We start from the raw sequence: 25,048 nt of genomic DNA on the forward strand, positions 1-25,048 counted from the left end.
TGAGCGTCGAAACCATGCGCCTTGTCGACGATCTGCCATCCCCTAAAATTTCGTACATTTGTTCGAGAATAATCGATAAATTACTCGCATTTATCTTCGATCATTGTTATGCTTGAGCCATGGATTCGCAGCGCTGGTGCTCAGAGCTACAGAGCCCGTTGCCGATGGGTGACACGGGCGCGAGACTCGGCGATGAGTACTGGATGATTCGAGATGCTGTGGAGCTCGAAGACGAATCCATGCCGCCATCGGCAGAGTTCGGAGACGCGCTCGTGGAAGGCCTGGATGCTGTCGGGGCCGCGTACGACCAGGCACAGCGCGCCCAGGCGTTCGTCGTCGAGAACCTCTACCGAGCGCACGACGTGTACGTGCGCTCTCGCGATTCCGTGCTCGCGCATTCCTCTGCCGAGTCCCACCCGAGCCGGCTTTCCGACGACCAAGCGATGGAACGCTCGTTCGTCTCCGAGGTCGCGGCAAAGATCGGCGTGGCCGACAGGATTGCTGAGGGAATGATCCACGAGGCGATCACCCTCATTGACGATCTTCCCCAGGTGATGGACGCGTTTCGTGTTGGATTCACCAGTTACGCTCACGCCCGCGCAGCAGCACGGCAGGCCTGGTCGCTGCCCGTAGAGGCACGAGCCGAATTCGACGATGCGATCGTCGGCGCCTCCCGCACCCAAACCCCAACGCGATTCACGCAGACCGCTCGAAAGACGCGTGAGAAGCTGCACCCGGAGTCCATTCAGACCCGTAAGAACGCAGCGTTCGACGAGCGACGCGTTGAGCACGATCCTGCCGAAGACGGCATGGCATACCTCAGCCTTTACCACTCGGCCGATGTGACGACATCCATCGTCGAGCAGGCGACCAGTCGCGCCCGTGCCCTGAGAGCGGCAGGGGACCCACGCACACTGCAGCAGATCGAGGCAGATCTCATTGCCGAGGCATCCACGACCGGGATGCTCGTCACCACGGACTCAAGCGCTAACGCAGACGCAGACGCAGACGCAGACGCAGACCATCATGACAACCGCGAAGCTGCCGCTCGTGGCACCGACAATCCCTCTGACGACTGTTCACCTGTTGATTCTGCTGCCAACGCCTCTGGTGACCCTGATCAGGCAAGCAGTGCGGTCGCCGAGACGCATGATTCCGACACCGTCACGCTCACCCGTGCGCAGTTTGCCGCGCTTCGGCCCGGCGTCGTCATCACTGTTCCAGCCTTGTCTCTGATCGGTCGCAGCGCAGAACAGGCTGACCTCGCAGGGTATGGTCCCATCGACCCCGATACGGCGAACATGCTCATCGGCCAAGCAACGAGCTTCGTGCGCGTACTCACCGACCCGATCACTGGTGCGCATCGGTACATCGACCCGAAGAAATACCGGCTCAGCGAGAAGATGAAGCGAGATATTCGTCTTCGCGACGTCACATGTGATTTCCTCGAGTGCAATGCACCTGCAGCGTACTGTGACATTGACCATATTCAGGCATGGGAAGATGGCGGCCTTTCAACGGCCGACAACCTCCACGCGCTTTGTCGACGTCATCACACGCTCAAGCACTCAACGAACTGGACTCCATTGAGGCTCCCCGACGGTAGAGTGCAATGGACAGCCCCCGCTGGGATCATCTATGTGACGAGGCGGGAATGACCAGCCTTCGCGGCAAGAACACCGGGTATGTCCTCATTTGAGCCGCGCCTTGACTGAGAATCTGCCCCGGATGCACACGATTTCGGCAGAAATCCGCTCTGACAGCGGAATCTCGATGAGATCGTGAGGTTGAGGCGAGTACCGTAGATCTAATGACCACCACAGACTCTGCATCGCGCGCGGAAGAAACCGCGCAACCCCAGACGACGTTCGCCGATCTCGGGCTCAGCGATGCTGTGCTGAAGGCCGTGCGCGACGTCGGCTACGAGACGCCGTCCGCCATTCAAGAAGCCACGATCCCGACGCTGCTTGAGGGCCGCGACGTTGTCGGGCTCGCCCAGACCGGCACGGGCAAGACCGCCGCGTTTGCACTGCCGATTCTGTCGCGCATCGATGCCTCGCAGAAAACCCCGCAGGCGCTCGTGCTCTCCCCCACCCGCGAACTCGCTCTGCAGGTCTGTGAGGCGTTCGAGCAGTACGCCGCGCACGTCAAGGGCGTGCGTGTGCTCCCCGTCTACGGCGGCCAGGCCTACGGCGTGCAGCTCTCGGCGCTGCGCCGAGGCGTGCACGTCGTCGTCGGAACCCCCGGCCGCATCATGGACCACATCGCCAAGGGCACGCTCGACCTCTCAGAGCTCAAGTACCTCGTGCTCGATGAGGCAGACGAGATGCTCAAGATGGGCTTCGCCGAAGACGTCGAGACGATTCTCGCCGAAACTCCCGTTGAGAAGCAGGTTGCCCTGTTCTCGGCGACCATGCCGCCGCAGATTCGCCGCATCTCGAAGAAGTACCTGAGGGATGCCGAAGAGATCACCGTCAAGAGCAAGACGACGACGTCGGCAAACACGACCCAGCGGTATCTCCTCGTGTCGTATCCGCAGAAGGTCGACGCACTCACCCGCATCCTCGAGGTCGAGAACTTCGACGGCATGATCGTCTTCGTCCGCACGAAGAACGAGACCGAGACTCTGGCCGAGAAGCTGCGTGCGCGCGGGTATTCGGCTGCAGCGATCAGCGGCGATGTCGCTCAGGCGCAGCGCGAGCGCACCGTGGGGCAGCTGAAGACGGGCAAGCTCGACATTCTCGTGGCCACCGATGTCGCGGCCCGCGGCCTCGACGTCGATCGCATCAGCCACGTCGTCAACTTCGACATCCCCATCGACACCGAATCGTACGTGCACCGCATCGGGCGCACTGGTCGCGCCGGTCGCAGCGGAAGCGCGATCAGCTTCGTCACCCCGCGCGAGCGCCGTCTGCTCGGCGCCATCGAGAAGGCGACGCGCCAACCGCTCGAGCAGATGCAGCTGCCGAGCGTTGATGACATCAACGTCACGCGCCTCACGCGATTCGACGATGCCATCACTGCGGCGCTCAACCAGACAAAGCGCATCGATGCGTTCCGCGACATCATCGGCCATTACGTCGAGCATCACGATGTTCCCGAAGCCGATGTGTCGGCCGCTCTCGCCGTCGTCGCGCAGGGTGAAACACCATTGCTTCTCTCGCCTGAAGACGAGATGCGTCTCGCGCGCGACGATCGCAAGGCGAAGCAGAATAACGCCGATGGAGCCGACCGCCGCAAGCGCTCGTCGAAGCCGATGGCTCCATATCGCATCGAGGTCGGCCGCCGTCAGCGCGTCGACCCGCGACAGATCGTCGGTGCGCTCGCGAACGAAGGCGGCCTCAGCCGCGAAGACTTCGGCGCGATCGACATTCGCCTCGACTTCTCTGTCGTCGAACTGCCAGCCGACCTTCCGAAGGACTTCTTCTCGAAGGTGTCGAACACACGCGTCAGCGGTGTGCAGATCGACATCAAACCGGACCGCTTTGGCGGACCGCGCAAGCGTGACGGCGGCCGCGGCGGCTCCCCCGATCGCGGAGGCAAGCGCGGGTCATACGACCGCGGTGGAAAGCGCGACAGCAAGGACAACGACCGCGCTCCGCGCAAGCCCCGTCACTAACATGAAGCGTCCCTGCATCGCGCGAACAATGCAGGGACACCCCACCATGAAGTTCTAGACGCCGGCGGGCACCTCGCTAAAGGCACCGCGGTATCGGGCAGCCGGGTGGCGGTCGTTGAGGTGCGCCTGCCCGAACAGCTTCTCGCGCAGCGTGCCCTCTGAGTATTCCGTCTTCGCAAGCCCGCGCTCCCGCAGCACAGGAAGAACCTTGTCGGCGAACTCTTCGAACGAGCCGGGGATCACCCAGTTGATCACATTGATGCCGTCAACGCCCGCTGCCTGCCAGATCTCAAGCTCATCGGCGATCGACTCGGGTGTGCCGATGACGGCGCTGCCGCGCGTGCGCTGCAGCACGAGGTCGGCGACAACGGGCTCGCGATCGGTGATATACCGCGAGATCCACTCGACGAATCCACGCGCCGAGTTGGTCTGCACATCCTTCAACGGGGTCTCCGGCGGGTACACACGCCCATCGGGATCGACGATCGCCGAGTGCGCCGCGTACCCCTCGACAGACACGTACTTAAAGTACTCCTCGGCCTTCGCCTCGGCCTCCTCCTGCGTATCGCCGATGATGAAGCTCAGCCCCTGGAAGAACTTGATGTCCTCCGGCTTGCGCCCATGCTCCACGGCGAGCGCCCGCGTTTCGTCGATCTGCTGCCTGGCGATCTCGGCACTGGGAGCGACGATGAACGTCGCTTCGGCGTTGCGCGCCGCGAATGTGCGTCCGGCGACAGACGACCCCGCTTGATACAGAACCGGCGTGCGCTGCGGTGACGGTGAGGGAAGATGCGGGCCCTCAACGCTGTACCGCTTGCTCTGATGGTGAATCTTGTGCACCTTCGACACATCGGAGTATGCACCCGAGCGATCTTTCAGAAGGGCGTCGTCATCCCACGAGCCCTCCCACAGCTTGTACGTCACATCGACGTACTCCTCAGCCCACTCGTAGCGCTCATCGTGGTCGACGAGCTTCTCGAGGCCGAAGTTGCGCGCACCGTTGTCTTGCATGCCGGTCACGATGTTCCAGGCGACGCGGCCGCGCGTGATGTGATCGAGCGTCGAGATCTGCCTGGCGAAGTGGAACGGATGGCTCTGCACGACATTGGAGGTGAGCGCGAGACCGATGTGTTTCGTGTTCACGGCGAGCGCCGACAGCAGCACCGTCGGGTCGTTGCTGGGAATCTGCAGCCCCTCGTTGACGTACACGTCGTATGGAGCATCCGCATCTCCGTACAGCCCCGTCACGTCGGCGAAGAACATGCCGTCGAACTTCGCCTCTTCCAGCAGCTTGGCGAGATTGATCCATGTGTCGACGTCGTTGAATTCCGTCTGACCGGCATCCGGCCTGCGCCATTGACCGTGCTGAATGTGGGAGTTGGTGTTCATCACGAACGCGTTGAAGAGAAGCGGTGTTGTCGGGTCGGTATCCGTCATTGTGGTGCTCCTTGCTTGGTTGATTGCTTACGCTGGGGTCGACAGTGGTGATGATTCCGGATGCTGCAGCTCGACGCTGCTCGTCGCCCCGACGAGCTGCGCCGTGTACTCGTGCGCCGGTGCCGTGAAGATCTGCCTGGCTGAGCCATGCTCGATGACGCGACCGTCTTTCATGACGAGCACCTCGTCGCTGACGTGGCTGATCACTCCGAGGTCGTGCGAGATGAACAGGTAGCTCAGCTGGAGCTGCTGCTTGAGGTCGTCAAGCAGGTCGAGAATCTGCGCCTGCACCGAGACGTCGAGGGCAGACACCGCTTCGTCGAGCACGAGGATCTGCGGCGACGGCGCGAGTGCGCGCGCGATAGCGATGCGCTGCCTCTGGCCGCCCGAGAGTGTGAGGGGAAAACGCTGCAGCACAGCATCCGTCAGCCCGACCTGCTGCACGAGCTCGCGCACCCGCTCGCGGCGCTCACCGCGCGGCGTGCCGGAGGGCAGCGCGTCGAGCAGAATGCGCTCGGTGTTCCACCGCGGGTCGAACGAGCTCAGCGGGTCTTGATAGACGACGGAGATGCGGCGGCGAAGTGCGCGGCGGCGGCGCTCGCTGACGCGCGACCAGTCCCGGCCGACGAGTCGCACCTCCCCGACATCTGGTGTCGTCAGGGCAAGCGCGATGCGCGCCGTCGTGCTCTTTCCCGACCCCGATTCGCCGACGATTCCGAGCGTCTGCCCGCGCTTGAGCGTGAACGAGACGTCGTCGACGGCGGTCGCGACTGAGCCGTCCGGGCGCGGAAACCGCTTGGTGAGCGCGCGCGCTTCGAGCACGGGGCCGTCGTTGCCGACGTCATGGTGCGGCTGTCGCTGCGCGACGACGGGCGACACGCCGCTCAGCCGCGTCCCTCGCGAGTGCGGGCCCGGAACGGCAGCGATCAGGCGTCGAGTGTAAGGATGCTGCGGGTCGCCCAGCACCTGGTCGGCTGGGCCCGACTCGACGATGCGCCCGTCGGTCATGACAGCGATTTGGTCGGCAAGTTCCGCGACGACGGAGAGGTCGTGGCTGATCAGAATCTGCGAGACGCCACGTCGTTTGGTGTCGGCGAGAAGCGCGAGCACCTGCGCCTGCACGGTCACGTCGAGCGCCGTTGTCGGTTCGTCGGCGATGATGATCTCGGGGTCAAGCGCGAGGGCCGAGGCGATGAGGGCACGCTGGCGAAGCCCGCCCGACAGTTCGTCTGGGCGCTGCTTCGCACGCTGCTCGGGCTGCGGAACGCCAACGGCGTCGAGCAGCTCGACTGCTTTGCGCCGACGATCGGCGCGCCGCCCCCAGCCGTGAAGCCTGAGCGCCTCCTCGATCTCTGCCCCGACGGGGCGGAGCGGGTCGAGCGAGACGAGGGCGTCTTGCAGAATGAAACCGATGCGGCGCCCGCGCAGCCCACGCCACTGCTTCTCGCTTGTCTGCGCGAGGTTCTGCGTGCCGAGAGTGAGCTCGCCTGCATCGATGTGCGCGCCGGCGCCGGTCAGCCCAACGAGCGTGCGCGCCGTGACCGATTTGCCCGAGCCCGACTCGCCGACGATCGCGAGGCATTCTCCGCGACGCAGTTCGAACGATACGTCGTGCACGACCTGGTGCTGTTCGCCGCCGCGCGGAAACGCCACGTTGAGGCCCCGTGCGCGCAGCACGATGTCGTCCTCGACGATCGCTGGCCTGACAGCATCCGGAGCAGTAATCGTGTCTGTCATTTCTCTCCCCTTTCGAGAGCGCGCTGGATGTGCTGGCCAATCGTTGTTGCCGCGATCGCTAGTACGACGATCACGAGGCCTGGAATCACCGTGAGCCACGGCGCGTGGGTGATGTAGAGGCGGCCCGCCTCGAGCAGCGCACCCCACTCCGGTGACGGCGGCGCGACTCCGAGCCCGAGGAACGACAGGCTCGACGCCCACACGATCGACTGCCCGATCGACATCGCGATCACCGCGACGAGCGGACGCACGGCGTTGGGAATGATGTGCCGGGCGAGAATGCGGCCGCGGGAATGTCCTAGTGCCGTCGCCGCCTCGACGTAGCCCGAGTTCTTCGCCGTGAGAATCTGCGCGCGAATCATGCGCGCATAGCCGGGAGCCGTGCCGATCGCCACGGCAAACACCTGTGAGAGTGCCGATGGGCCAGCGATCGCAACGAGCAACAGGGCGAGCAGCAGTGTGGGAAACGCAAACTGGATTTCGATGATGCGAGCGGCGATCGCGCCGATCACGCGGCCGCCGAGCGATGCCGCCGTTCCCAGGATGAGTGCAAGCGTCATGCTCACCGCCGTTGCGCCGGCACCGATCAGCAGCGACTCCCTCGCCCCGAAGACGACGCGACTATAGAGGTCGCGGCCCTGCTCGTCTGTGCCGAACCAGTGCGCGAACCCGGGCTGCTGCAGGGCATCGCCCAGCGCGAGGGCGAAGGGGTCGTGCGTTGCCAGCGCCTGCGGGGCGATGAGCGCGATGAGAAAGAAGGCGGTGACGGCGAGCGCAGCGTATAGGCCGACCGGATGCTGTCGCCTGCCGAGCGTCGGCGATGCCTGCGGTGCCTGCGGTATCCGTGGTTCCTGTACGGCGGTCATGATGCCTTCAATCGCGGGTCGATGAGCGTGTAGACGACGTCGACGATCAGATTCGCCACAACGTAGAGGGCGGCGATGAGCACGACGACGCCGGTGACGATGGGAAGATCCTGCGCGTTAACAGCGGTGATGAGCACCGTGCCGATTCCTGGACGCGAGAACAGCGATTCCACGATGACCGCGCCCGAGATCGTGGCTCCGAGCGCCCACCCCGACAGCGTGATAGCGGGAAGCACCGAGTGCCTCAGCACGTGCCGCACTCGCACGCCTGCATCTCCCATGCCGCGCATGCGCGCAGACACGATGAACGGCTGCGCGAGCGTCTGCTCGAACTCAGAGCGAGTTGACTGCCCCATGAAGCCGGCGAGCGGAATCGCCAGCGTGAGCGCGGGCAGAAACAGCCCGGCCGCGCTCGATCCGCTGATCACAGGGAACCAGCCGAGGCCGAGCGAGAAGACGACGAGAAGAATGATGCCGAGCCAGTAGTGCGGAAGCCCCGCCGCCGTTGTGTCGACAACGGCGCCCAGCGCGCGCAGCTTCGGCCCGCGCCCCGCCGTGAGCGTCACCCACACCACCATGATCAGCCACGCGAGCGCAATCGCCGTCACCGTGAGGGTCAGTGTCGGACCGAGCTGCTCGAGAATGACGTCGCTCACGGGACGGTACTGCTGGTACGACATGCCGAGCGTTCCCGAGACGAGTGCGCGCAGGTAATCGACGTACTGAACGAGCACGGGCTGCAGCAGGCCGTACTGCTCGTTGATCTGCGCGAGCTCCTCCGGTGTGCGTTCGATGGCTTGCCCAGCGCGAATGTTGAAGATCACCGTTGCACGGTCACCGGGGAGTGCGAGCTGTGCGAGAAATGCGACGGTTGCGGCACCGAAGAGCGTGATCGCCGCGCCGACGAGCTTGCCGAGGATGCCGCGGATCAGCGTGCCGCGGTTCGCCAGGCGGCGAGCGCTGCCCGCCGCGGCATCCGCTTCTCTTCTGGCCTGATCATTTTCAGGCGACGAAATATGCGTCATGGAACACCGGTCCTCCCTGTGAGTGCTCCTGCCAGATGTCTTTCACGAACGGTGAGATCGCCAGGGTGCTCAACCGGTCGTAGAGTCCGATCGAGAGCGCGTGCTCGGCGATGTACTCCTGCGCCTGCTGATACAGCGCGTTCTGCTCGTCGATGTCGGCTGCCGAGTTGGCGCGCAGAATCAGGTCTTCGAGCTCGGCGTCGTTGTAGAACGCGGCGTTATTGGCGTTGGGGCTCTCTTCGGTGTCCGATCGCCAATTGATCCAAAGGATGCCGGCGGTCACGCTCGTCCAGTACCCCGCCGCAATGTCGCGTTCGTCCGACTGCGTGTAAGCACCGGCGAAGTGCTCGCTCGGCGGAACGGGGATAAGCGTCACGTCGAACCCTGCCTGCTTTGCCTGCTGCGCGACGCCCTGCAGAATCGACGCGCCCTCGGCGTTGATGATCGTTCCCGCGCCATACGGCAGCGTCACGCTGAGCGTCTCGCCGTCTTTCACCCGCACGCCGTCGGAATTTGTCGTGCTCCAGCCGGCCTCGTCGAGCAGGTTCTTCGCCTTCTCGAGGTCGAACGAGTACTGATCGGCGGCCTTCTGGCTGTAGCCCGGGGTCGACTGGCTCACCGCGCCATTGCCCTCAAACGGAATGACGCCCAGGCCGATGGTCTCCACGAGGCTCTCGCGATCGAGACTGTAGGCAAACGCTTTGCGTACCTTCTCGTCGGTGAACGGCCCTTCGCGAGTGTTGAAGGCGAGCTGCTGCGGGCGGCCGGGCGTTACATATTTCTGCAGGTCAAATCCGCCAGCATCCAGTGTCGTCCAGTCGACAGACGGAACGTCGTAGATCGCGTCGACCTCGTCGCTCTTCAGCGCTGCAGCCCGCGTCGTGCCGTCTGGAACGAACCGCCAATCGACGGTCTCGACGATGGCAGGCCCCTCGTGCTTCGCGTTGGCGGGCCACGACGTGTAGTCGTCGTTGCGCTCGAGCACGATGTTTTCGCCCCGATTCCACTCGGCGACAGTGAAAGCGCCGCTGCCGATGGGCTGCGCGCAATTCTGCTCGTCAGTGCGCGTCTCGAGCGCCTCCTGCGACTGGATGCCGAAGTAGCCCTGCGCCAGCGTTTCGGGCAGCCGCGGGTACGGAGTGGCGAGGTGGATGGCGAGCGTGTTCTCGTCGACGGCTTCCGCTGACGAGTAGTACCCCTCGAGCCACACCTTGGCCGTGCTGTTTCCGCCCGCGAGCCAGTAGTCGAAATTGTAGGCGACAGCCGATGCGGTCAGTGCTGTGCCGTCCGTGAACGAGACTCCGTCTTTCAGCTCGAACGTCCAGTCGAGCCCATCGTCTGACACGTGCCACGATTCGGCGAGCCACGCCACGGCTTCGCCGTTCTCGTCGAGCGACGTGAGGCTGTCGAGCACTTGGTAGCTCAGGTAAGCCTGCTCGATCCACCCACCGAAGACGCACGGCGGCTCCTGCTGGTGCGCGTACACGAGTGTGCCACCTGCGACCGGCTCGGCGTCGTCAGCGGCCGAGGTTCCGGCTGCGCACGACGTGAGCATCATCATCGCTGCGGCGCTGACGGCGAGAGCGGCGACAATTCTGTTTCGTGGCATAGCGAACCTCGTGGGTGACTGAACGGATGCCGCATGAGCGGCGTTGTGGAGTCACGAACCTACGGGGTGCAGAGGGCATCGACAGAGCATCTGTTGTCACAGTTCGTAGTGTGGCCGGTGCGCGCGGTCACATGACGTCATCTACGCCGCTGTCAGAGCGATGCGAGCCGTGTTCCGCTAAAGTGCGCGCTTCTCGATGTCGACGAGCCTCAGCTCGCGATCGAAGATGCGCTCGACGCGCGGTGTGCCGTCAATGCGCCATCCGAGGCGTTCGCCTTCCGCGTCGAACTCGGGCCAGGGCGCCGTGCCGTCGGCGATGAACTGCACCCAGGCGGCGTGCATCTCATCGGCGATCTTCTGCGGCGGGCCCATCCCTGTGCTCGCCTCGACGTTCTCGCCATCGAGGCAGTCCCACACAAACGGCAGCTCCATGCAGTGCCCGGTCAGCCCATCCTTCGCCGAGGGAAGCCGGAAGTCATAGGCGAAGACGACGCCGGATTTCGCGGCGAGAGCGCGAGCGGCTGTGAAGCGAAACACCGCGTCGCTTGCCGTGCTTCCCAGCATGCGCCGTGTGCGACCTGGAGTGAGCCGACCGTATTCACGAGCCTCGCGGCCGAGGCCAACCGCGCGCAAGGCGAGGCCGCGAGGAATCAGATCGAGGGCGGCGGAGGCCTTCAGCAGCAGCGCATCGGTTTCATGGGCATTTGCGCCGATCAGAAGCGGCTTGTCTGCCCCGATCCTCTGCGCAAGCGCATCGCCTATCGCGTGGGGTACCAGATCGCCATCGACAACCGGCGTCCACGGCATCGAGCTTCCGCCCTGCATAAGCCGCCGCAGCCATGTCAGAGTCATGTCATGCCGTTGCGCCGTCTGCTGCGCAGCGAACACCTCACGCTCAGGCACGTCGATGAAGTGCGCTCGGGTCGCCGCGATCCCCAAGAGCTTTGCAACCTCGGCCGTTGATGCCGCGACCTCAGAGCGATCACCCGTGCTGACTCCGGGAGACTCAACGATCGCTCGGGCGAACAGCGGCTGTGCACTGGGCATCGACAGCAGGGTCAGAACGGCTGTGCCGCCGGCGCTCTGGCCGCCGATCGTCACGCGGTCGGGATCGCCGCCGAATGCACGGATGTTGTCACGAACCCAGTGCAGCGCCAGCATCCAGTCGTGAACAGCACGGTTTCCCTCCGCACCGTCGATCACGCCGAAGCCGTCGAGTCCCAGGCGGTACGACACCGACACGACGATGACCCCGTCGCGCGGGAACGACCCCGTTTCGTACCACGACGATGATGGTGAGCCCGTTATGAACCCGCCACCGTGAATCCACACGAGCACGGGCAACGGCGTCTCGGGATTGGTGGTCGGGGTGAACACGTTGACGGTGAGAGTCTCATCTCCGGGGTAGGCAGGCTCGGGAATGAGCGTGATTCCCGCCATGTAATCGCGCAGAGGCGTTGCTCCGTAGCGGGTGGCGTCACGCACTCCGTCCCACGGTTCGTGGGCGACCGGAATTGCGAAACGCCGATCCCCGATCGGCGCCTCAGCATACGGGATGCCGAGAAAGGCAACCTGATGCGGGCCGAGCTGGGCTCCGCGCACCGCCCCGGCAGTGGTCTGCACGACGAACCCTTCGTCAGGCTCAGGTGCGTTCGTTTCCGCTGTGCTCGGCGTCGAGGTCATGTCTCTTGCTTACCACGTCTGCAATCGTCGGCCTAGAAGCTCTGCATTTCACGGCCTAGGTTCTCTGCAATCTTCGGCCTAGAAACTCTGCAATCGTCGGCCTAGCGATAGACTAACGGTATGAATGTCGCCGAAATTCTCGGGCAAGCGTACAAGCCACGCGTCATTGATAAAGCCCTTCATCGCTCCTTAGATGCTGCGGGCGCAGTAGTTGTCGAAGGGGCTCGCGCAACCGGCAAGACAATGACGGCTCTCCATGCGTCGCACTCCTACGTCTTCGTGGACGATGCCGATGCACAACGTACCTTGGAAATTGCGCCGCGTTCAATTCTCACGGGACAATCTCCACGCCTACTCGACGAATGGCAGGTGGCTCCAGAGCTCTGGAATCTTGTACGTCGAGCTGTGGATGCAACAACTGAGCCAGGACAATTTATTCTGACAGGGTCAGCAGTTCCCAACGATGACATCACCCGACATACAGGTGCGGGAAGGTTTATCCGCCTGCGGCAACGAACCATGTCGTGGTGGGAGAAGCTCGGCAGTACTCGATCACTTGTGAGCCTCGCGGAGTTATTCGAAGGCGGGCGGCCGTCGACGGACACCACCAAGCAAACAGACCTCGAGGAGGTCATCGACAACCTCCTCCGCCCAGGCTTTCCCGCGATGACCGCTTTGGGGCTGGAGCAGTCTGCCGACCGACTCGTTGCCTACGTCGATGAGGTAGCTCGCGCAGACATTACTCGGCTCGCCGCGATCCGGCACGAACCCGAGGTGATCAAACAACTCATTACGGCATTAGCACGGTCAGTTGCCTCCGACGTCACATTCAAGACTCTCGCTGCAGATGTGAGAGTCGTCGCTCCGATGATCAACGCCGAGACAATCAGCACTTACGTTGAACTCCTGGAGCGGCTCTTTATCGTTGAGCCGCAAAATGCCTGGGCTCCGAGCCTCCGGTCACGAGCTCGGGTGAGAACCACCCCGAAACTCCACTTGGTTGACCCGTCGCTAGCCGCGGCCGCCCTGGGAGCGGGAGCACAGCACCTAAGCACAGATCTGGTGACACTCGGAATGCTCTTCGAAAGTGCGGTGGTCCACGACCTCATGGTTCTCGCATCCGAGATCAACGGGCAGGTACACCATTACCGAGACTCCTATGGATCAGAAATTGACGCCATCATCACACTTCGCGACGGCCGATGGGGCGCGGTCGAAGTGAAACTCGGCGGAGGTCAGATGCTGACTGGCGTCGAGTCGCTGCGGCATGCCATCGATCAAATCGACACTGACATCGTGGGTGAGCCAGCATTTCGATTGGTTGTGACTGGCACGGGACCGACTCTCACGGCGGATGACGGCACTGTGATCACGTCTCTGAGCAACCTTGCACCGTAACGCTGTCTCTTAGCTACCGCTCTTCCATCGCCACCAGCGAAGACGCCGCGCCTGCCTTGTCGATTCGGCTAACTCAGTGGATGCCACGCTTGAGGCGCGTTCCGTGCGTCTCGCCGTCCACGCAACGACCTCTGCGTCGATGTCTCGGGTCGGTGTGACGACAGGCGGGCCGCCGTGCAGCTGACGCCGTGCTTCGCGCACCCGCTTGTTGAAATCGGCGAGGTACTCCCGCACCCGGGACTCTGAGGGAAGTTCGTCGAGTGTCGCTTCGAGTCGCTCGTGCTCTTTGCGCAGTTGAAACACGGGCGGCGCGAACCCGGTCAGCCCCTCGGATTCGATCTTCTGCTTGATCCACCAGTCGGGGTCGCGCGGCTTGTCGATCCCCTCGAGCGGCTTACCCGCTCCGGGCAGATTGTCGAACTCACCGCGACGCCTGGCCAGCTCAATCGCTGTCTCGACGGCGCTCCAACGCTCTTCCTCTGTGTTCCACTGGGGAGGTCCACCGACGCTGCCCGATCCCTCGGCCTTGTCGGGTGCCGCGTGCTTCGGGTTCGTGCCCTTGCGCTGGTCGTTCATGACGATTCCTCCATTACCAGGCTATGCGGCATCGACGCCGACGGAAAGAAGCGGACGGCCTCTGGACGCGACGCAACTGCATGGAGTGGATCTCTGGGTGGTGTGCAACGCGATAGCATTCCAAACCTTGTCACCAGCCTCCCCATCGATACCGTACGTCAGAGTCGCGCATTGACGCGCGTGAATAGCAGAGCGAGATCGCGAAGGTCGTCGTCATCGCAGTCCGCGAAGGGCGTGACTGCGAGCGTCGCCTGTACGACCGCGGCGCGAGCGTGCTCACCCGCCGAGGTGAGGCGAAGCACATTCGATCGCTTTTCGTCCGGATCTTTCATTCGGCTGACGTACCCCCGAGTCTCGAGCTGTTTGGCGATGAAGGTCAGATTCGGCGCATTGCAATAGATCTGATCTGCCATCACGCCCATGGACGGAGGTGCCTCATTGGGGTCGATCGCCAACAGCGCGTGCGCCGTCTGAGAGGTCAGGCGCCATTCGACCAGGGCTGCCTCGATCCGTCCGCTCGTGACTGTCCCCGACTGGCCGTGACCGGGTGAGGTGCTCGACATGATGGCCCTTGCGTGTTTTCATGAATGAACGAGCATTTATTAACGAAGGGTGGCGGTCGTGGCACGTCCCCGAGGGGTCGATGATGCGGTGATCTTGCGTGCGGCGGTGCAGGTCATGGGTCGGCTGGGTCCCTCGGGTTTCACGTTGGCCGCCGTGGCGCGCGAGATCGGGTTGGTGCCCGGAACCCTTGCGCAACGATTCGGTTCCAAGCATGGTCTGCTTCTGGCACTCGCCGACCGGTCCGAGAAGGACGCGAGCGAGATAGCTGGGCGCGTGCGTCAGTCGCACGACTCGGCGCTCGGGGCCTTGGCGGCGCTGACGGTGGAGTCGGCGGCCCAGATGGCCACGCCGGAGAGCTTCGCCAATCATCTGGCGTTCTTGTGCATGGATCTTGGCGATCCGCAGCTCTACGAGCGTGCGCTGGCCATTCACCGTACTCAGAAGCGGGCGATCGAGGAATTGCTGACGGAGGCGGCTAGTACTGGCGAGCTCCGCGCCGGAACCGATGCTGCGGCCTTGGCCCGCACCGTACAAGCAACCACCGTCGGTGCGGGCCTGACCTGGGCACTCGAACGCGAAGGCACCCTCGAACTGCGGCTCCGGCGAGAGCTCGACGTAGCGCTGTCCCCTCACGTCCCACGCCGACACAACCACGACCTGGAGGAATGATGACGACCGACACACGTCCGCTAGCCGGGAAAGTGGCCCTGGTCGCAGGCGGCACTCGGGGCGGCGGACGGGGCATCGCCGTCGAACTCGGCGGCGCCGGCGCTACGGTGTACGTCACCGGCCGCAGCAGCACCAGTGGGCGCTCCGACCTGGACCGCCCGGAAACCATCGAGCAGACCGCCAAGAAGGTCACCGCGGCCGGCGGCCTGGGCATTCCCGCCCGAACCGACCACAGCCGTCCCAACCAGGTCCAGGCCCTCATCGACAAGATCGCCGCCGAACAGGGTGGACGGCTCGACATCCTGGTGAACTCCGTATGGGGCGGAGACCCGCTGACCGACTGGGAACACCCTTTGTGGGAGCAGGATCTGGAAACCGGTCTACGGCTACTGCGACAGGCGGTGGAGACCCACGTCATCACCAGCCGGTTCGCGCTTCCCCTCATGGTCGCCCGCAAGAACGGCCTGGTCGTGGAGGTCACCGACGGCAACACCGCCCGATACCGCGGTACGTTCTTCTACGACCTGGCGAAGTCCGCAGTCATACGCCTCGCCGTCGCTCAGGCCGCCGAGCTCAAGCCGCATGGCGTCGCGGCCGTGGCCATTACGCCGGGCTTCCTGCGCTCGGAGGCCCTGCTGGAACACTTCGGTGTCACCGAGGCCAACTGGCGTGACGGCGCGGCCCAGGACCCGAACTTCGCCCACTCCGAGACCCCGGCCTACCTCGGCCGTGCCGTCGCCGCGCTGGCCGCTGACCCCGACATCATGACCAAGACCGGACGAGCCCTGGCCACCTGGGGCCTGTACCAGGAGTACGGCTTCACTGATGCCGACGGCACACAACCGGACTTCGCCGCCCACTGGGCCAAGAACCTGGAAGAGCAGTACGGCCCCCTCGGAGACCCGCTATAGCCCTGGCTAGCAAAGGCAAGGGACAGTTGTCGAATGCCACTGGTCCCCAATCCTCTTCGGCGTGATCCTTGAGCAGCCCGTGACGTCGACATTCAGTTATTCAGGCTTACAGGAGAGGGGATAAACCGCTTACCCCCGGTTAACTGGTGAGTCGGTCGATGCCGAGCGTGGCGATGAGGTCTTCGTGCAACTCGAACCACACACGGTGGCACGAGTCGACGGCAGTGCCGTCCACCCACTCGTGCTCGCCGCTTCGCGCGCGGCGCAGCGCCGCAGTGAAGCGCACGTCGTACCCGCCGAATCGGCTGAGAATACTCTCGAGATTCGCGCTGATCGGCGCGAGACCGTGCTCAAGCTCGCCCAGCTCACGAAGCACACGTGCGTCCCACTTGAGGTCGGTGTGATCATTCGATACGAGCCGGCCGTCGTCTTCTGGCCGAAGCTGCCAGTTGGTGCACGCGCTCTGCAGGCGCCCGTTGAACGGCAGGAATGTGCCGTACACACCACGGAGTCGTTGCTCGCCATCCACCTGCATCAGCTCATCCGCGAGCAGGCGCTCATTCTCAATGCGTCCGCGATCCGTGAGCGACCAGCCCGAAAGGTCAGCGAAGCTCGCGAACGACACCCAGCCGCGGGCTTCGGCATCCCCGAGCGCCTCAGCTACGGCATCCGGTGAGAGCCCCCAACGCCGAGCGACAGCATTCGAATCGGCGAATCCCAGAATGCGCACGCCGTGCAGCGTCAACAACGGAAGATCATCTGCGCTCGTCATTGCGCCTCGTGACGATCGAGCAGGCGCGCGTAGTGCTGCTGACATGCTTGCGGAGAACGAAACCCCATGGCCGAGGCGATCTGTGCCCACGTGAGTCCTGCGCTGCGGGCGGCAAACAGCATCCCCGCCTCGAGCCCCTCGACTTCTGCGCGTGCGGCAGGCAGGAGGGCAAGGGCGTCTGCAAGCTCGTCCGATTCGGCATCCATCGACCGCCACACGGAGAAGTTCACAAGATCGACGGCAGTCGGCGGCACGGGTGCTGGCCGCCACGGCTGCTCGGCTATCTGCCCGTTCGCGCGCGACATGACGCGATCGCGAGCACGCTCTTCGCGACTGGCGTGCAGCTGCTCGGCGTTCGCCGAGGATTGTTCAAAATCGGGGTTGCGTTGCATGACCCCAGCGTGCAGTATCAACATTACGTTGTCAATATTTTATTGAAGGGTGCCGGATGCTTCACGAGCTGCGATTCGCGGATGCCGCTACCGGCGGCGCGAAGGCTGCAGCGCTCGGCACCATGCTTCGGGCAGGGCTACCGGTTCCCGACGGTTTCGTGCTGACCTTCGACGAGTACGGGACTGCGCACACAGGGCCGTATCCCAACGCTCTCCGCGACGAAGTGGAGCGCGCATACGCACGCCTCGGCTGCCCCGTGGTCGCCGTGCGCTCCTCCGCCTCGGGCGAAGATTCTGAACACGCATCTGCGGCAGGTACCTACGAGAGCGTTCTTGGCGTCAGAGGCGTCGACGCACTCGCAGCGGCGATTCACCGATGCTGGGATTCCCTGCATTCACCACGGGCCGTTGCCTATCAGCAGGCGGCTGATCGCGAGCCCTCTGCCGAACGGCCCGCTATGGCGGTCATCGTGCAGCGGATGGTCGACGCCGACGCATCCGGTGTCTTGTTCACGCCGGCGAAACTCGGTGGAATGACCCTCATTGAGTCGTCGTGGGGCTTGGGACCCAGCGTCGCCGAGGGTCGCGTCACGCCCGACAGGTTCCACGTTGGCGGCGACGGCGCAATCCAGATGCACCTCGGAGACAAGCGAACTCGCCTCGATATGAGTGACCAGCAACTCGTCTCGCGTGACGTTGACGACCCTCATCGCGGTGCCCCAACGCTCGACGACGAGCAAATGTGGAAGCTCGTGCGGCTGGGGGCTGAGATCGCCGAGCTGCTCGGCGGGCCCCAAGACATCGAGTGGGCGATCGCCGGCGCGCGCAGCTGGATCGTTCAGGCCCGGCCCGTCACCGTCGCGCCGCCGGCATCCTTCAATCCCACAGACGCGCCCACGCCTGTGCTCACCGGAGCTGCGGCGAGCACCGGCAGCGCAACGGGAACAGCGCGCATCGTTCGCGGGCCACAAGACTTCTCGCGAGTGACGCGGGGGGACATTCTGGTCTGCCCCAGTACCGACCCCAGCTGGACTCCCCTGCTGGGTATCGCTGGCGGCGTCGTCACCGAACGAGGCGGATCACTCGCACACGCTGCGATCGTGGCGCGCGAGCTCGGCATCCCCGCTGTTCTCGGCGTCACCAACGCGACGTCGCTGCTCACCGACGGGTCGATCATCACGATCGACGGCGATCTCGGCACAGTAGTCGAGCATCAACCGACGTAGCACAAGGAGCATCACATGGCAGTTCGACATCTTTACATCGCCCGCCACGGAGCCGCCGACGCATTCGGCGAGCTCACGAGCACCGGCAGGCAGCAAGCCGAGCTGCTCGGAGCGCGGCTTGCGACGCTGCCCATCGATGCGGTGTGGCACTCGCCGCTTCCCCGCGCCGCCGACACGGCCCTCACCATTGCTCAGCACCTTCCCTCGGTGCCCCTTCACGAATCGGCCGAGCTCATCGACCACGTGCCGTGGGTCCCGCCAATCGACGAGATGCCCTCCACGATGCGTGGCTTCTTCGACGGATTCGATGCAGACGAGGCTGCCGACGGGCATCGCATCGCCACAGCGCTCGTCGAGAAGTTCGCCGCCGCGCCGACAACAGACGACGACACCTACGAGGTGCTCATCACCCACGACTACCCCATCGCGTGGCTGCTGCGTCACGCGCTTGATGCCCCTCCCATTCGCTGGTTCGGAATCAGCAGCGCCAACACAGCCCTCACGGTTCTGGAGTTCCGCCCCGGTCACGCGGCAACCCTCGTCATGTTCAACGACATGTCGCATCTGCCCGTGGAACTGACATGGACGGGCTTCCCTCCAAGCATCCGCCCGTAGTCACACACGTTTGTCGAGAACAGAAAATGCCCGCTCCCAGGGGATTATGAGGCGCAAATCGAAAGAACGGCACTCGGTGAGAGCAGAAACCACATCGAGCGGATGCCGTGGGGGCGACGATCCGCGTCATGACGGGCGAGACGTCGCGCCGTAATACCCGAACTTTCACGCCCACTCGAGACGCTCCCGTTCAGTGATGACGGGGTGCGTGAACCATTTTGCCAGGTTGCGGTAGGAAAGCACTCAGATTCATGGTCGAGGCTCGGCCTTCGTGCCCGGCAGCGCGCCCTAGCGCTCAGCACCCCCAGAACCCGATCCCCTGACCTGACACCCGTGAGGCTGAATGACATCCCCTGAACCCGATGCTTCCCAATCGACACCGACAGAAGATGGTGCGGAGCTCACTCCCTTTCCCCGACGCAATCACGTGGCGCGACTGCGACGAACCCGCAACAGGCGTCGCGCTCGCGTCGGGGCCGGCGCAGCCCTGGCTCTCGCCCTGACGGTGAGCGGAACCGGACTCGCTGCAAGCTGGGCCACACCCACCGTTGACAAAGACCCCATCGTCGAGTCAGCTGCCGCCGTGGCGGAGGCCAGCGATCAGCTTGTCGCGCACCAGAATGCTCAGAGCAGCGCGAAAGATGCGCTCGATAGCGCAAGCACGGTGCTCGACAACGCCGATGAGTCCGTCGACACCGAAGACCTCTCGACCTACGTGGGCCGGCTTGAGGACTACCGCTCGCTGACGCCCACGTTCACCCTCAACCTCGTCAAGCAGACCGAGGCCGAAACAGCATCCGTGTCTGAAGACAGCGAGGCTGCCAAGAAGCAGAAGGCTGAAGAGGCAGCGAAGAAGGCAGCCGAAGAGAAGAAGCGGGAAGCGGAAGAGGCGAAGAAGCGCGCGGCAGCCAACACCCCCGAGGGCGCAAAGGCCGTCGCCAGAACCATGGCCGCTGAGCAATACGGCTGGGGCGAAGGCGAGTTCAGCTGCCTCGTGTCGCTGTGGAACAAAGAGTCCGGCTGGTCGTACACAGCGTCGAACCCCTCGAGCGGCGCCTACGGCATTCCGCAGGCTCTCCCTGGCAGCAAGATGAGCAGCGTCGCCGCCGATTGGGAAACCAACGCCACGACGCAGATCACGTGGGGGCTGAAGTACATCTCCGGCGTGTACGGATCGCCGTGCTCAGCGTGGGGTCACTCGCAGTCCACCGGCTGGTACTGACACCGCTATCCCGCTCCTGCGCTACTTTTTCGGGACTGCGCTCCAGAATTTTCTGGGGCGCAGTCCCGATTCAGTAGCGCCACCCGGATGGTTGTCGCGGCTCACGAGTCAGATGCTGGGCGTCTGGCGCTAAACGTTCGCGGCATCGAGCAGCTTCTGCACGGTCGCGGGGTCGACACCGGCCCCAAAGTTCGCGAGGCGCCCGATGGGGAACGACGCCATCATCTTCACCATGCCCTCATCAGTGGCGGCCTCAGACATCTCTGGCCCGAGCAATTCCGCCATTTCCTGCCGAAGCATCGGGCCGGCAACCGGGTCTGAAAGAAGTTCGCCGATCGAAGACTCGACGCCGAGCGGCAACAACACGTCATCTCCGGAGATCGTCACGCTTGCACTGCTGCGCAGGTCTCGGCTCGACGCCCCGACCGATACAACGTACTCGCCTCCCTCGACGACAAAGCTGTGCACTCGGATGTCCCAGTAGGCGAGGTCTCCTCGCGCAACGACGATCTCGACATCACGAGATTCGCCCGCGGCGAGCTCGACCGCAGCGAAACCCTTCAGCTCGCGCGGAGCGCGCTGCACCGTCGATTCGGGCAGCCCGGCATACAACTGCACGACTTCGCGACCGGCACGCTCGCCGGAGTTGGTGACACGCACGCGGGCGGTCACGCCGGCAGCATCCGCCGTGACGGCAACATCGCCATAGTCAAACGTCGTGTACGACAGCCCGTGTCCGAAGGGGAAGGCGACGTCGGCGTCGCGGGCGTCGTACCAGCGATAGCCGACGAAGATGCCCTCGCCGTAGCGAACATGGCCGTGCTCGCCCGGAAATTCGAGATACGCCGGGGTGTCCTGCAGGCGCATGGGAATGGTCTCGGCCAGGCGCCCGGACGGGTTGACGTCGCCGAACAGCACATCGGCCGTCGCGCTGCCGCCCGCTTGGCCAAGAAGCCAGCCCTCGAGAATTGCCGGAACCGAGTCGGCGAAGGGCAGCCGCACGACTCCGCCATTCGACAGCACAACAACAGTCTTCGGATTCGCAGCGGCGACGTTGTCGATCAGCTCGAGCTGCGCGGCGGGCAGGTCGATGTGCTCGCGGTCGAAGCCCTCAGATTCTTCGGCGGCAGGGAGCCCGGCGAAGATGACCGCCACATCGACGGCGGATGCTGCGGCGACGGCTTCGTCGGCGAGTGCGGCGTCGTCGCTGCCGTCGATCGTGAAGCCGGGCGCGAACGTGACAGCATCCGGATTGTCGTGTCTGGAGCGGATGCTGGTGAGTGCGTCATCGAGTTGAGTCGGATTGATGAGTGAGCTGCCCGCGCCCTGATAGCGCGGTGTGCGAGCGAATTCGCCGATGACGGCGATGGATGCTGTCGGCTGCAGTGGAAGCAGATCATCGTCGTTCTTCAGCAGCACGATGCTGCGGCCCGCCACCTCGCGGGCGAGTGCATGGTGTGCCCCGCTGTCATATGCTGCATCGTCGCGGGCGTTCGCGATGGCCTTCTGCACGATCGACACGATGCGCGTCGCCGCGTCGTCGAGCACGCTCTCGTCGAGCGACCCGTCGCGCACAGCGGCGACGATCTCAGCATCCGTGCGCCCGCCCGATGACGGCATCTCCAGGTCGAGCCCCGCGACCAGACCGTCGGTGCGCACGTTCACGGCGCCCCAGTCCGACACGACGAGTCCCTCGAAGTCCCAGTCATCGCGCAGCACGTCGGTGAGCAACCAGTGGTTCTCAGACGCATAGACGCCGTTGATGCGGTTGTACGAGCACATCACCGTCCACGGCTGTTCTGCCGTGACGACGCGCTCGAAGCCCCGCAGATAGATCTCGCGAAGGGGTCGCTCGTCAACGTCAGAGCTGGCGCGCATGCGGTCGTGCTCCTGGTTGTTGGCGGCGAAGTGCTTGAGCGAGGCACCGACGCCCTGGGACTGGAGTCCCCGAACAAGCGCTGATCCGAGCTCGCCGCTGACGAACGGGTCTTCAGAGAGGTACTCGAAGTTTCGGCCGCACAGCGGCGAGCGCTTGATGTTGATGCCCGGCCCGAGCAGAACACCGACGTTCTCCGCCTGCGCCTCCTCGCCGAGGGCGACGCTGACGCGTTCCAGTAGCGCCGGATCGAAGGTGGAGCCAAGGGCGACGGCAGGCGGAAAACAAGTGGCGGGAACGCTGTCTGCGATCCCGAGGTGGTCGGAATCGCCGGCCTGCTTGCGCACACCGTGCGGCCCATCCGTGAGCATGATCGACGGCACACTGCCGACCGCCTTGGTCTCCCAGAAGTTCTCGCCGCTGGTCAATGCGGCCTTCTGTTCTGTGCTCAGACCGGCAACGATCTCGGCGGCGCTGCGTGCGGTGAAGTCGGCGGGCATGACGCTCCTCGCGGGTTCCGGCGATGGCCGTGCACCATCGCGTCACCAAAACCTTATGTCATTCAGTTTTGTTTTCCAAACAACATCCTGATTTGCCGGGTGCGCCGTACGATAGAGCTCATGGCACAGCGGGGCTCCTACGCCAAAGGCGTGGCAAAACGGGAAGAGATCCTCTCGACGGCGCTCGAGGTTATCGCACGCAACGGCTACCGACGCACGTCTGTGCGCGAGCTCGCGGATGCTGTCGGGCTGAGCCAAGCGGGCGTGCTTCACTACTTCAGCTCAAAGGAAGAACTCTTCACCGAGGTTCTTCGCAAGCGCGATGAACTCGACAATGAGCGTGCCGGCGCGACGAGCACCGTGTTCGGGGCGCTGCGTGACACGATCAGGCACAATGCCGACGTCGCGGGTCTTGTTCACCTATACACACAGCTTTCCGCAGATGCCACTGATGCGCAGCACCCCGCGAACACGTATTTCACCTCGCGCTATGCCGTACTGCGCGAACGCTTGACCGCCGAGATCGCGACGGCGCAGAGCGCGGGGACGATTCGCGATGACGTGGACGCCGGGCAGCTTGCCACGTTCGTGATCGCCGCGATGGACGGCTTGCAGACCCAGTGGTTGCTCGATCCATCGATTGACATGGCCGCGACCATTGCGTCGGTCATCGACCTTGCGAAACCGCGCAGCTGACGGCTCGCGTTGTGCGCCCAGCCACGCTGGCCCGGCCGCCCAGCCTGCAGCAGCCAAAAAGGGCGAGGTTTTGAGCCAGAAGGTCGCCTTTTTTGGCGACTGCCGATCACAGTCCGCGCCCGGCCTCCCACGGCCCGTCCGACGTTCCCGTGATCAGCGCGTTCACCGACATGGCCTGCGCGTCTGTGAACGACGCAATGTAGTCGACGATGGCGCGCGAGCGTCCGAGCCGTGCGACTTCGGCCGACCCGCCATGGTCAAACAGCTCGGGGCGCTCATCGCGCAATGTTCGATACTCGCTCGTCGCGGCCTCAACCGAATCGAGCAGGCGCCGTGGTGCCCTCCCCGCGTCGTCCGGGTCGTTCAGCCACGCGTGAAACCCGTCGGCGAGCGAGGCGATGATGCGCGTCTGACCGCGCTGATACACGGCGAGGTCCGAGCGATCGAGCACGAAGCGGGAGTGTACGAACTTGAGGACGATGACGTCGTGCCATGCTTCGTCCGCGAGTCGCACATGTCCACTGCGGATCGTCGGTGTGCGTTCAACGGCGATCGATGATTTGAGCCTGTCGATCCAGCGCCGTGTGAATCCCGTCACCGCGCGGTCTGCCTCAAGTCCGCCGTCGTAGGGAACGGCGAGCAGTCCATCGACGAGGTCATTCGCAACACGTTCGACAGAAGCGCAGAATGCTTCAGCATCCGCGATCCACGGGTCTTTCTCTTCTATGCGTCGCCAGGCAAGCTCGAGAGCATGCCCCGGGCTTCGCGGGTCGAGTTCGGAATCATCGGATGCCGCAAGGGCAGTGCGGGCGTCAAGCCACGCCCGCAATTCCGCAGAAACTGCTGTGTACTGCAAGATGCCCGCGCGATAGAAGTCGTCAAGATCGTGCACGGCGTAGGCGATGTCGTCCGCGATGTCCATCACAGAGCACTCGAGGGTCTGCTGATGCTCGGCGATCGCCGGAAATACCGCCAGCGCGTCACGCATCTCGTTTCCCTCGACGTCGTAGGCCGAGAACTTCTGCGCCCCGATCGCGAGCGCCGTGCCGACACCGCGCGGCATCTGCTCTGGTGGCCTGCTGGGAATCGCTCGCCATTCGCTGCGCGTCCACGGGTACTTCAGCACTGCGGCGCGAACGGCGCGAGTGAGATTCAGCCCGCGTGCTGTCGCGTCGCAGCTGTCGAGAGCCGTCAGGATGCGGAAGGTCTGCGCGTTGCCTTCGAAGCCGTCTGGCAGGCCGAGCGTGTCACGCGCGACGCGGTCGAGCTCCTGTTCGCCGAGGTGACCGAACGGCGGGTGGCCGAGATCGTGAGCCGCAGCTGCTGCCTGCACGACGACAGGATCGCAGCCGCCGAGCTCGTGCACGAGACTCTGAGTTGCCTCATCTGCCGTGCGCAGCCCAATCGCGATGGAACGCGCAACGGCGGATACCTTGAGCGAGTGCGTGAGCCGGTTGTGAATCACCGTGCCCGATCCCGCTTGCGGAATCACCTGCGTCACGGCCGAGAGCCGCGAAAAGTAGGGCGAGAATCTGATGCGCTCAATGTCGTTGCGAAACTCGTCTTCGCCCTCGCGAAGCTCTTCGGCGATCGCCCGCTCGCGGCCGCCGTCCGTGTGCGTTCTCTGCCTCGTGACCATAGTGCGGTTCAGCCTA

21 protein-coding genes are annotated in these 25,048 nt (G+C 64.2%); 9 read left to right on the forward strand and 12 right to left on the reverse strand.

The window, feature by feature from the left end:
- The first annotated feature begins 119 nt into the window (after positions 1–119).
- A complete protein-coding gene (locus tag HCR84_RS14720; protein ID WP_166979798.1) occupies positions 120–1,658 on the forward strand; it encodes an HNH endonuclease signature motif containing protein in 1,539 nt (512 codons plus the stop codon).
- Positions 1,659–1,810: 152 nt separating this feature from the next.
- Positions 1,811–3,619: a DEAD/DEAH box helicase gene (locus tag HCR84_RS14725; RefSeq protein WP_166979796.1), complete on the forward strand. Its 1,809-nt coding sequence runs from the start codon at positions 1,811–1,813 to the stop codon at positions 3,617–3,619.
- Between the two features lie 54 nt (positions 3,620–3,673).
- On the opposite strand, the gene HCR84_RS14730 is transcribed toward HCR84_RS14725, so the two are convergent.
- From HCR84_RS14730 to HCR84_RS14755, 6 genes are all read right to left on the reverse strand, one after another.
- Entirely contained in the window at positions 3,674–5,056 is a 1,383-nt protein-coding gene (locus tag HCR84_RS14730; RefSeq protein ID WP_166979794.1) for an LLM class flavin-dependent oxidoreductase, read from the reverse strand.
- A 27-nt stretch (positions 5,057–5,083) separates the two neighbouring features.
- Positions 5,084–6,793, reverse strand: a complete 1,710-nt coding sequence (locus HCR84_RS14735) for a dipeptide ABC transporter ATP-binding protein (RefSeq protein WP_166979792.1) — start codon at positions 6,791–6,793, stop codon at positions 5,084–5,086.
- Positions 6,790–7,659, reverse strand: a complete 870-nt coding sequence (locus HCR84_RS14740; RefSeq protein WP_166979790.1) for an ABC transporter permease — start codon at positions 7,657–7,659, stop codon at positions 6,790–6,792. Before HCR84_RS14740 ends, HCR84_RS14735 begins: the two co-directional genes overlap by 4 nt.
- Entirely contained in the window at positions 7,656–8,684 is a 1,029-nt protein-coding gene (locus HCR84_RS14745) for an ABC transporter permease (RefSeq protein ID WP_166979788.1), read from the reverse strand. The genes HCR84_RS14740 and HCR84_RS14745 overlap by 4 nt, the downstream gene beginning before the upstream one ends.
- Positions 8,662–10,293 (reverse strand): ABC transporter substrate-binding protein, encoded by a 1,632-nt coding sequence (locus HCR84_RS14750; RefSeq protein WP_166979786.1) that lies wholly within the window; start codon positions 10,291–10,293, stop codon positions 8,662–8,664. Before HCR84_RS14750 ends, HCR84_RS14745 begins: the two co-directional genes overlap by 23 nt.
- Before the next feature lie 177 nt (positions 10,294–10,470).
- Positions 10,471–11,976, reverse strand: coding sequence for a carboxylesterase/lipase family protein (locus HCR84_RS14755; protein ID WP_166979784.1), 1,506 nt, complete (start codon positions 11,974–11,976; stop codon positions 10,471–10,473).
- A gap of 120 nt (positions 11,977–12,096) precedes the next feature.
- On the opposite strand from HCR84_RS14755, the gene HCR84_RS14760 reads away from it, so the two are divergent.
- Positions 12,097–13,374, forward strand: coding sequence for an ATP-binding protein (locus HCR84_RS14760; RefSeq protein ID WP_166979782.1), 1,278 nt, complete (start codon positions 12,097–12,099; stop codon positions 13,372–13,374).
- 9 nt (positions 13,375–13,383) lie between these two features.
- Here HCR84_RS14760 and HCR84_RS14765 read toward each other — a convergent pair whose 3' ends face one another.
- Together HCR84_RS14765 and HCR84_RS14770 are read right to left on the reverse strand one after the other, a co-directional pair.
- A complete protein-coding gene (locus HCR84_RS14765) occupies positions 13,384–13,950 on the reverse strand; it encodes a DnaJ family domain-containing protein (RefSeq protein WP_166979780.1) in 567 nt (188 codons plus the stop codon).
- A gap of 158 nt (positions 13,951–14,108) precedes the next feature.
- Positions 14,109–14,513: a MarR family winged helix-turn-helix transcriptional regulator gene (locus HCR84_RS14770; protein WP_166979778.1), complete on the reverse strand. Its 405-nt coding sequence runs from the start codon at positions 14,511–14,513 to the stop codon at positions 14,109–14,111.
- A gap of 58 nt (positions 14,514–14,571) precedes the next feature.
- Here HCR84_RS14770 and HCR84_RS14775 point away from each other — a divergent pair, with 58 nt between their 5' ends.
- Both HCR84_RS14775 and HCR84_RS14780 read left to right on the forward strand, forming a co-directional pair.
- Complete coding sequence (locus HCR84_RS14775) at positions 14,572–15,183, forward strand: TetR/AcrR family transcriptional regulator (protein WP_218043579.1); 612 nt, start codon at positions 14,572–14,574, stop codon at positions 15,181–15,183.
- Complete coding sequence (locus tag HCR84_RS14780) at positions 15,180–16,094, forward strand: SDR family oxidoreductase (protein WP_244972504.1); 915 nt, start codon at positions 15,180–15,182, stop codon at positions 16,092–16,094. The genes HCR84_RS14775 and HCR84_RS14780 overlap by 4 nt, the downstream gene beginning before the upstream one ends.
- A gap of 139 nt (positions 16,095–16,233) precedes the next feature.
- Here the strand turns inward: HCR84_RS14780 and HCR84_RS14785 are convergent, their stop codons facing one another.
- Complete coding sequence (locus HCR84_RS14785) at positions 16,234–16,866, reverse strand: transcriptional regulator (protein ID WP_166979774.1); 633 nt, start codon at positions 16,864–16,866, stop codon at positions 16,234–16,236.
- Positions 16,863–17,258, reverse strand: coding sequence for an SANT/Myb-like DNA-binding domain-containing protein (locus tag HCR84_RS14790; protein ID WP_166979772.1), 396 nt, complete (start codon positions 17,256–17,258; stop codon positions 16,863–16,865). The genes HCR84_RS14785 and HCR84_RS14790 overlap by 4 nt, the downstream gene beginning before the upstream one ends.
- A gap of 56 nt (positions 17,259–17,314) precedes the next feature.
- Here HCR84_RS14790 and HCR84_RS14795 point away from each other — a divergent pair, with 56 nt between their 5' ends.
- The 3 genes from HCR84_RS14795 (at position 17,315) to HCR84_RS14805 (ending at position 20,321) form a co-directional block, all read left to right on the forward strand.
- Complete coding sequence (locus tag HCR84_RS14795) at positions 17,315–18,484, forward strand: PEP/pyruvate-binding domain-containing protein (protein WP_166979770.1); 1,170 nt, start codon at positions 17,315–17,317, stop codon at positions 18,482–18,484.
- A gap of 15 nt (positions 18,485–18,499) precedes the next feature.
- Positions 18,500–19,099 (forward strand): histidine phosphatase family protein, encoded by a 600-nt coding sequence (locus tag HCR84_RS14800; protein ID WP_166979768.1) that lies wholly within the window; start codon positions 18,500–18,502, stop codon positions 19,097–19,099.
- Positions 19,100–19,442: 343 nt separating this feature from the next.
- Positions 19,443–20,321 carry an aggregation-promoting factor C-terminal-like domain-containing protein gene (locus tag HCR84_RS14805; RefSeq protein WP_244972505.1) on the forward strand — a complete coding sequence of 293 codons (879 nt, stop codon included), beginning with the start codon at positions 19,443–19,445 and terminating at the stop codon, positions 20,319–20,321.
- A 129-nt stretch (positions 20,322–20,450) separates the two neighbouring features.
- Here HCR84_RS14805 and HCR84_RS14810 read toward each other — a convergent pair whose 3' ends face one another.
- Positions 20,451–22,697 carry a beta-glucosidase gene (locus HCR84_RS14810; RefSeq protein WP_166979766.1) on the reverse strand — a complete coding sequence of 749 codons (2,247 nt, stop codon included), beginning with the start codon at positions 22,695–22,697 and terminating at the stop codon, positions 20,451–20,453.
- Between the two features lie 120 nt (positions 22,698–22,817).
- On the opposite strand from HCR84_RS14810, the gene HCR84_RS14815 reads away from it, so the two are divergent.
- The gene (locus tag HCR84_RS14815) at positions 22,818–23,393 is read left to right on the forward strand and encodes a TetR/AcrR family transcriptional regulator (protein WP_166979764.1); all 576 of its coding nucleotides are present in this window, start codon (positions 22,818–22,820) and stop codon (positions 23,391–23,393) included.
- A gap of 106 nt (positions 23,394–23,499) precedes the next feature.
- On the opposite strand, the gene HCR84_RS14820 is transcribed toward HCR84_RS14815, so the two are convergent.
- Positions 23,500–25,032 carry a deoxyguanosinetriphosphate triphosphohydrolase family protein gene (locus tag HCR84_RS14820; RefSeq protein WP_166979762.1) on the reverse strand — a complete coding sequence of 511 codons (1,533 nt, stop codon included), beginning with the start codon at positions 25,030–25,032 and terminating at the stop codon, positions 23,500–23,502.
- Between the last annotated feature and the right edge of the window lie 16 nt (positions 25,033–25,048).

Source organism: Paramicrobacterium fandaimingii (assembly GCF_011751745.2).
In the GTDB taxonomy this organism is placed as follows: domain Bacteria; phylum Actinomycetota; class Actinomycetes; order Actinomycetales; family Microbacteriaceae; genus Paramicrobacterium; species Paramicrobacterium fandaimingii.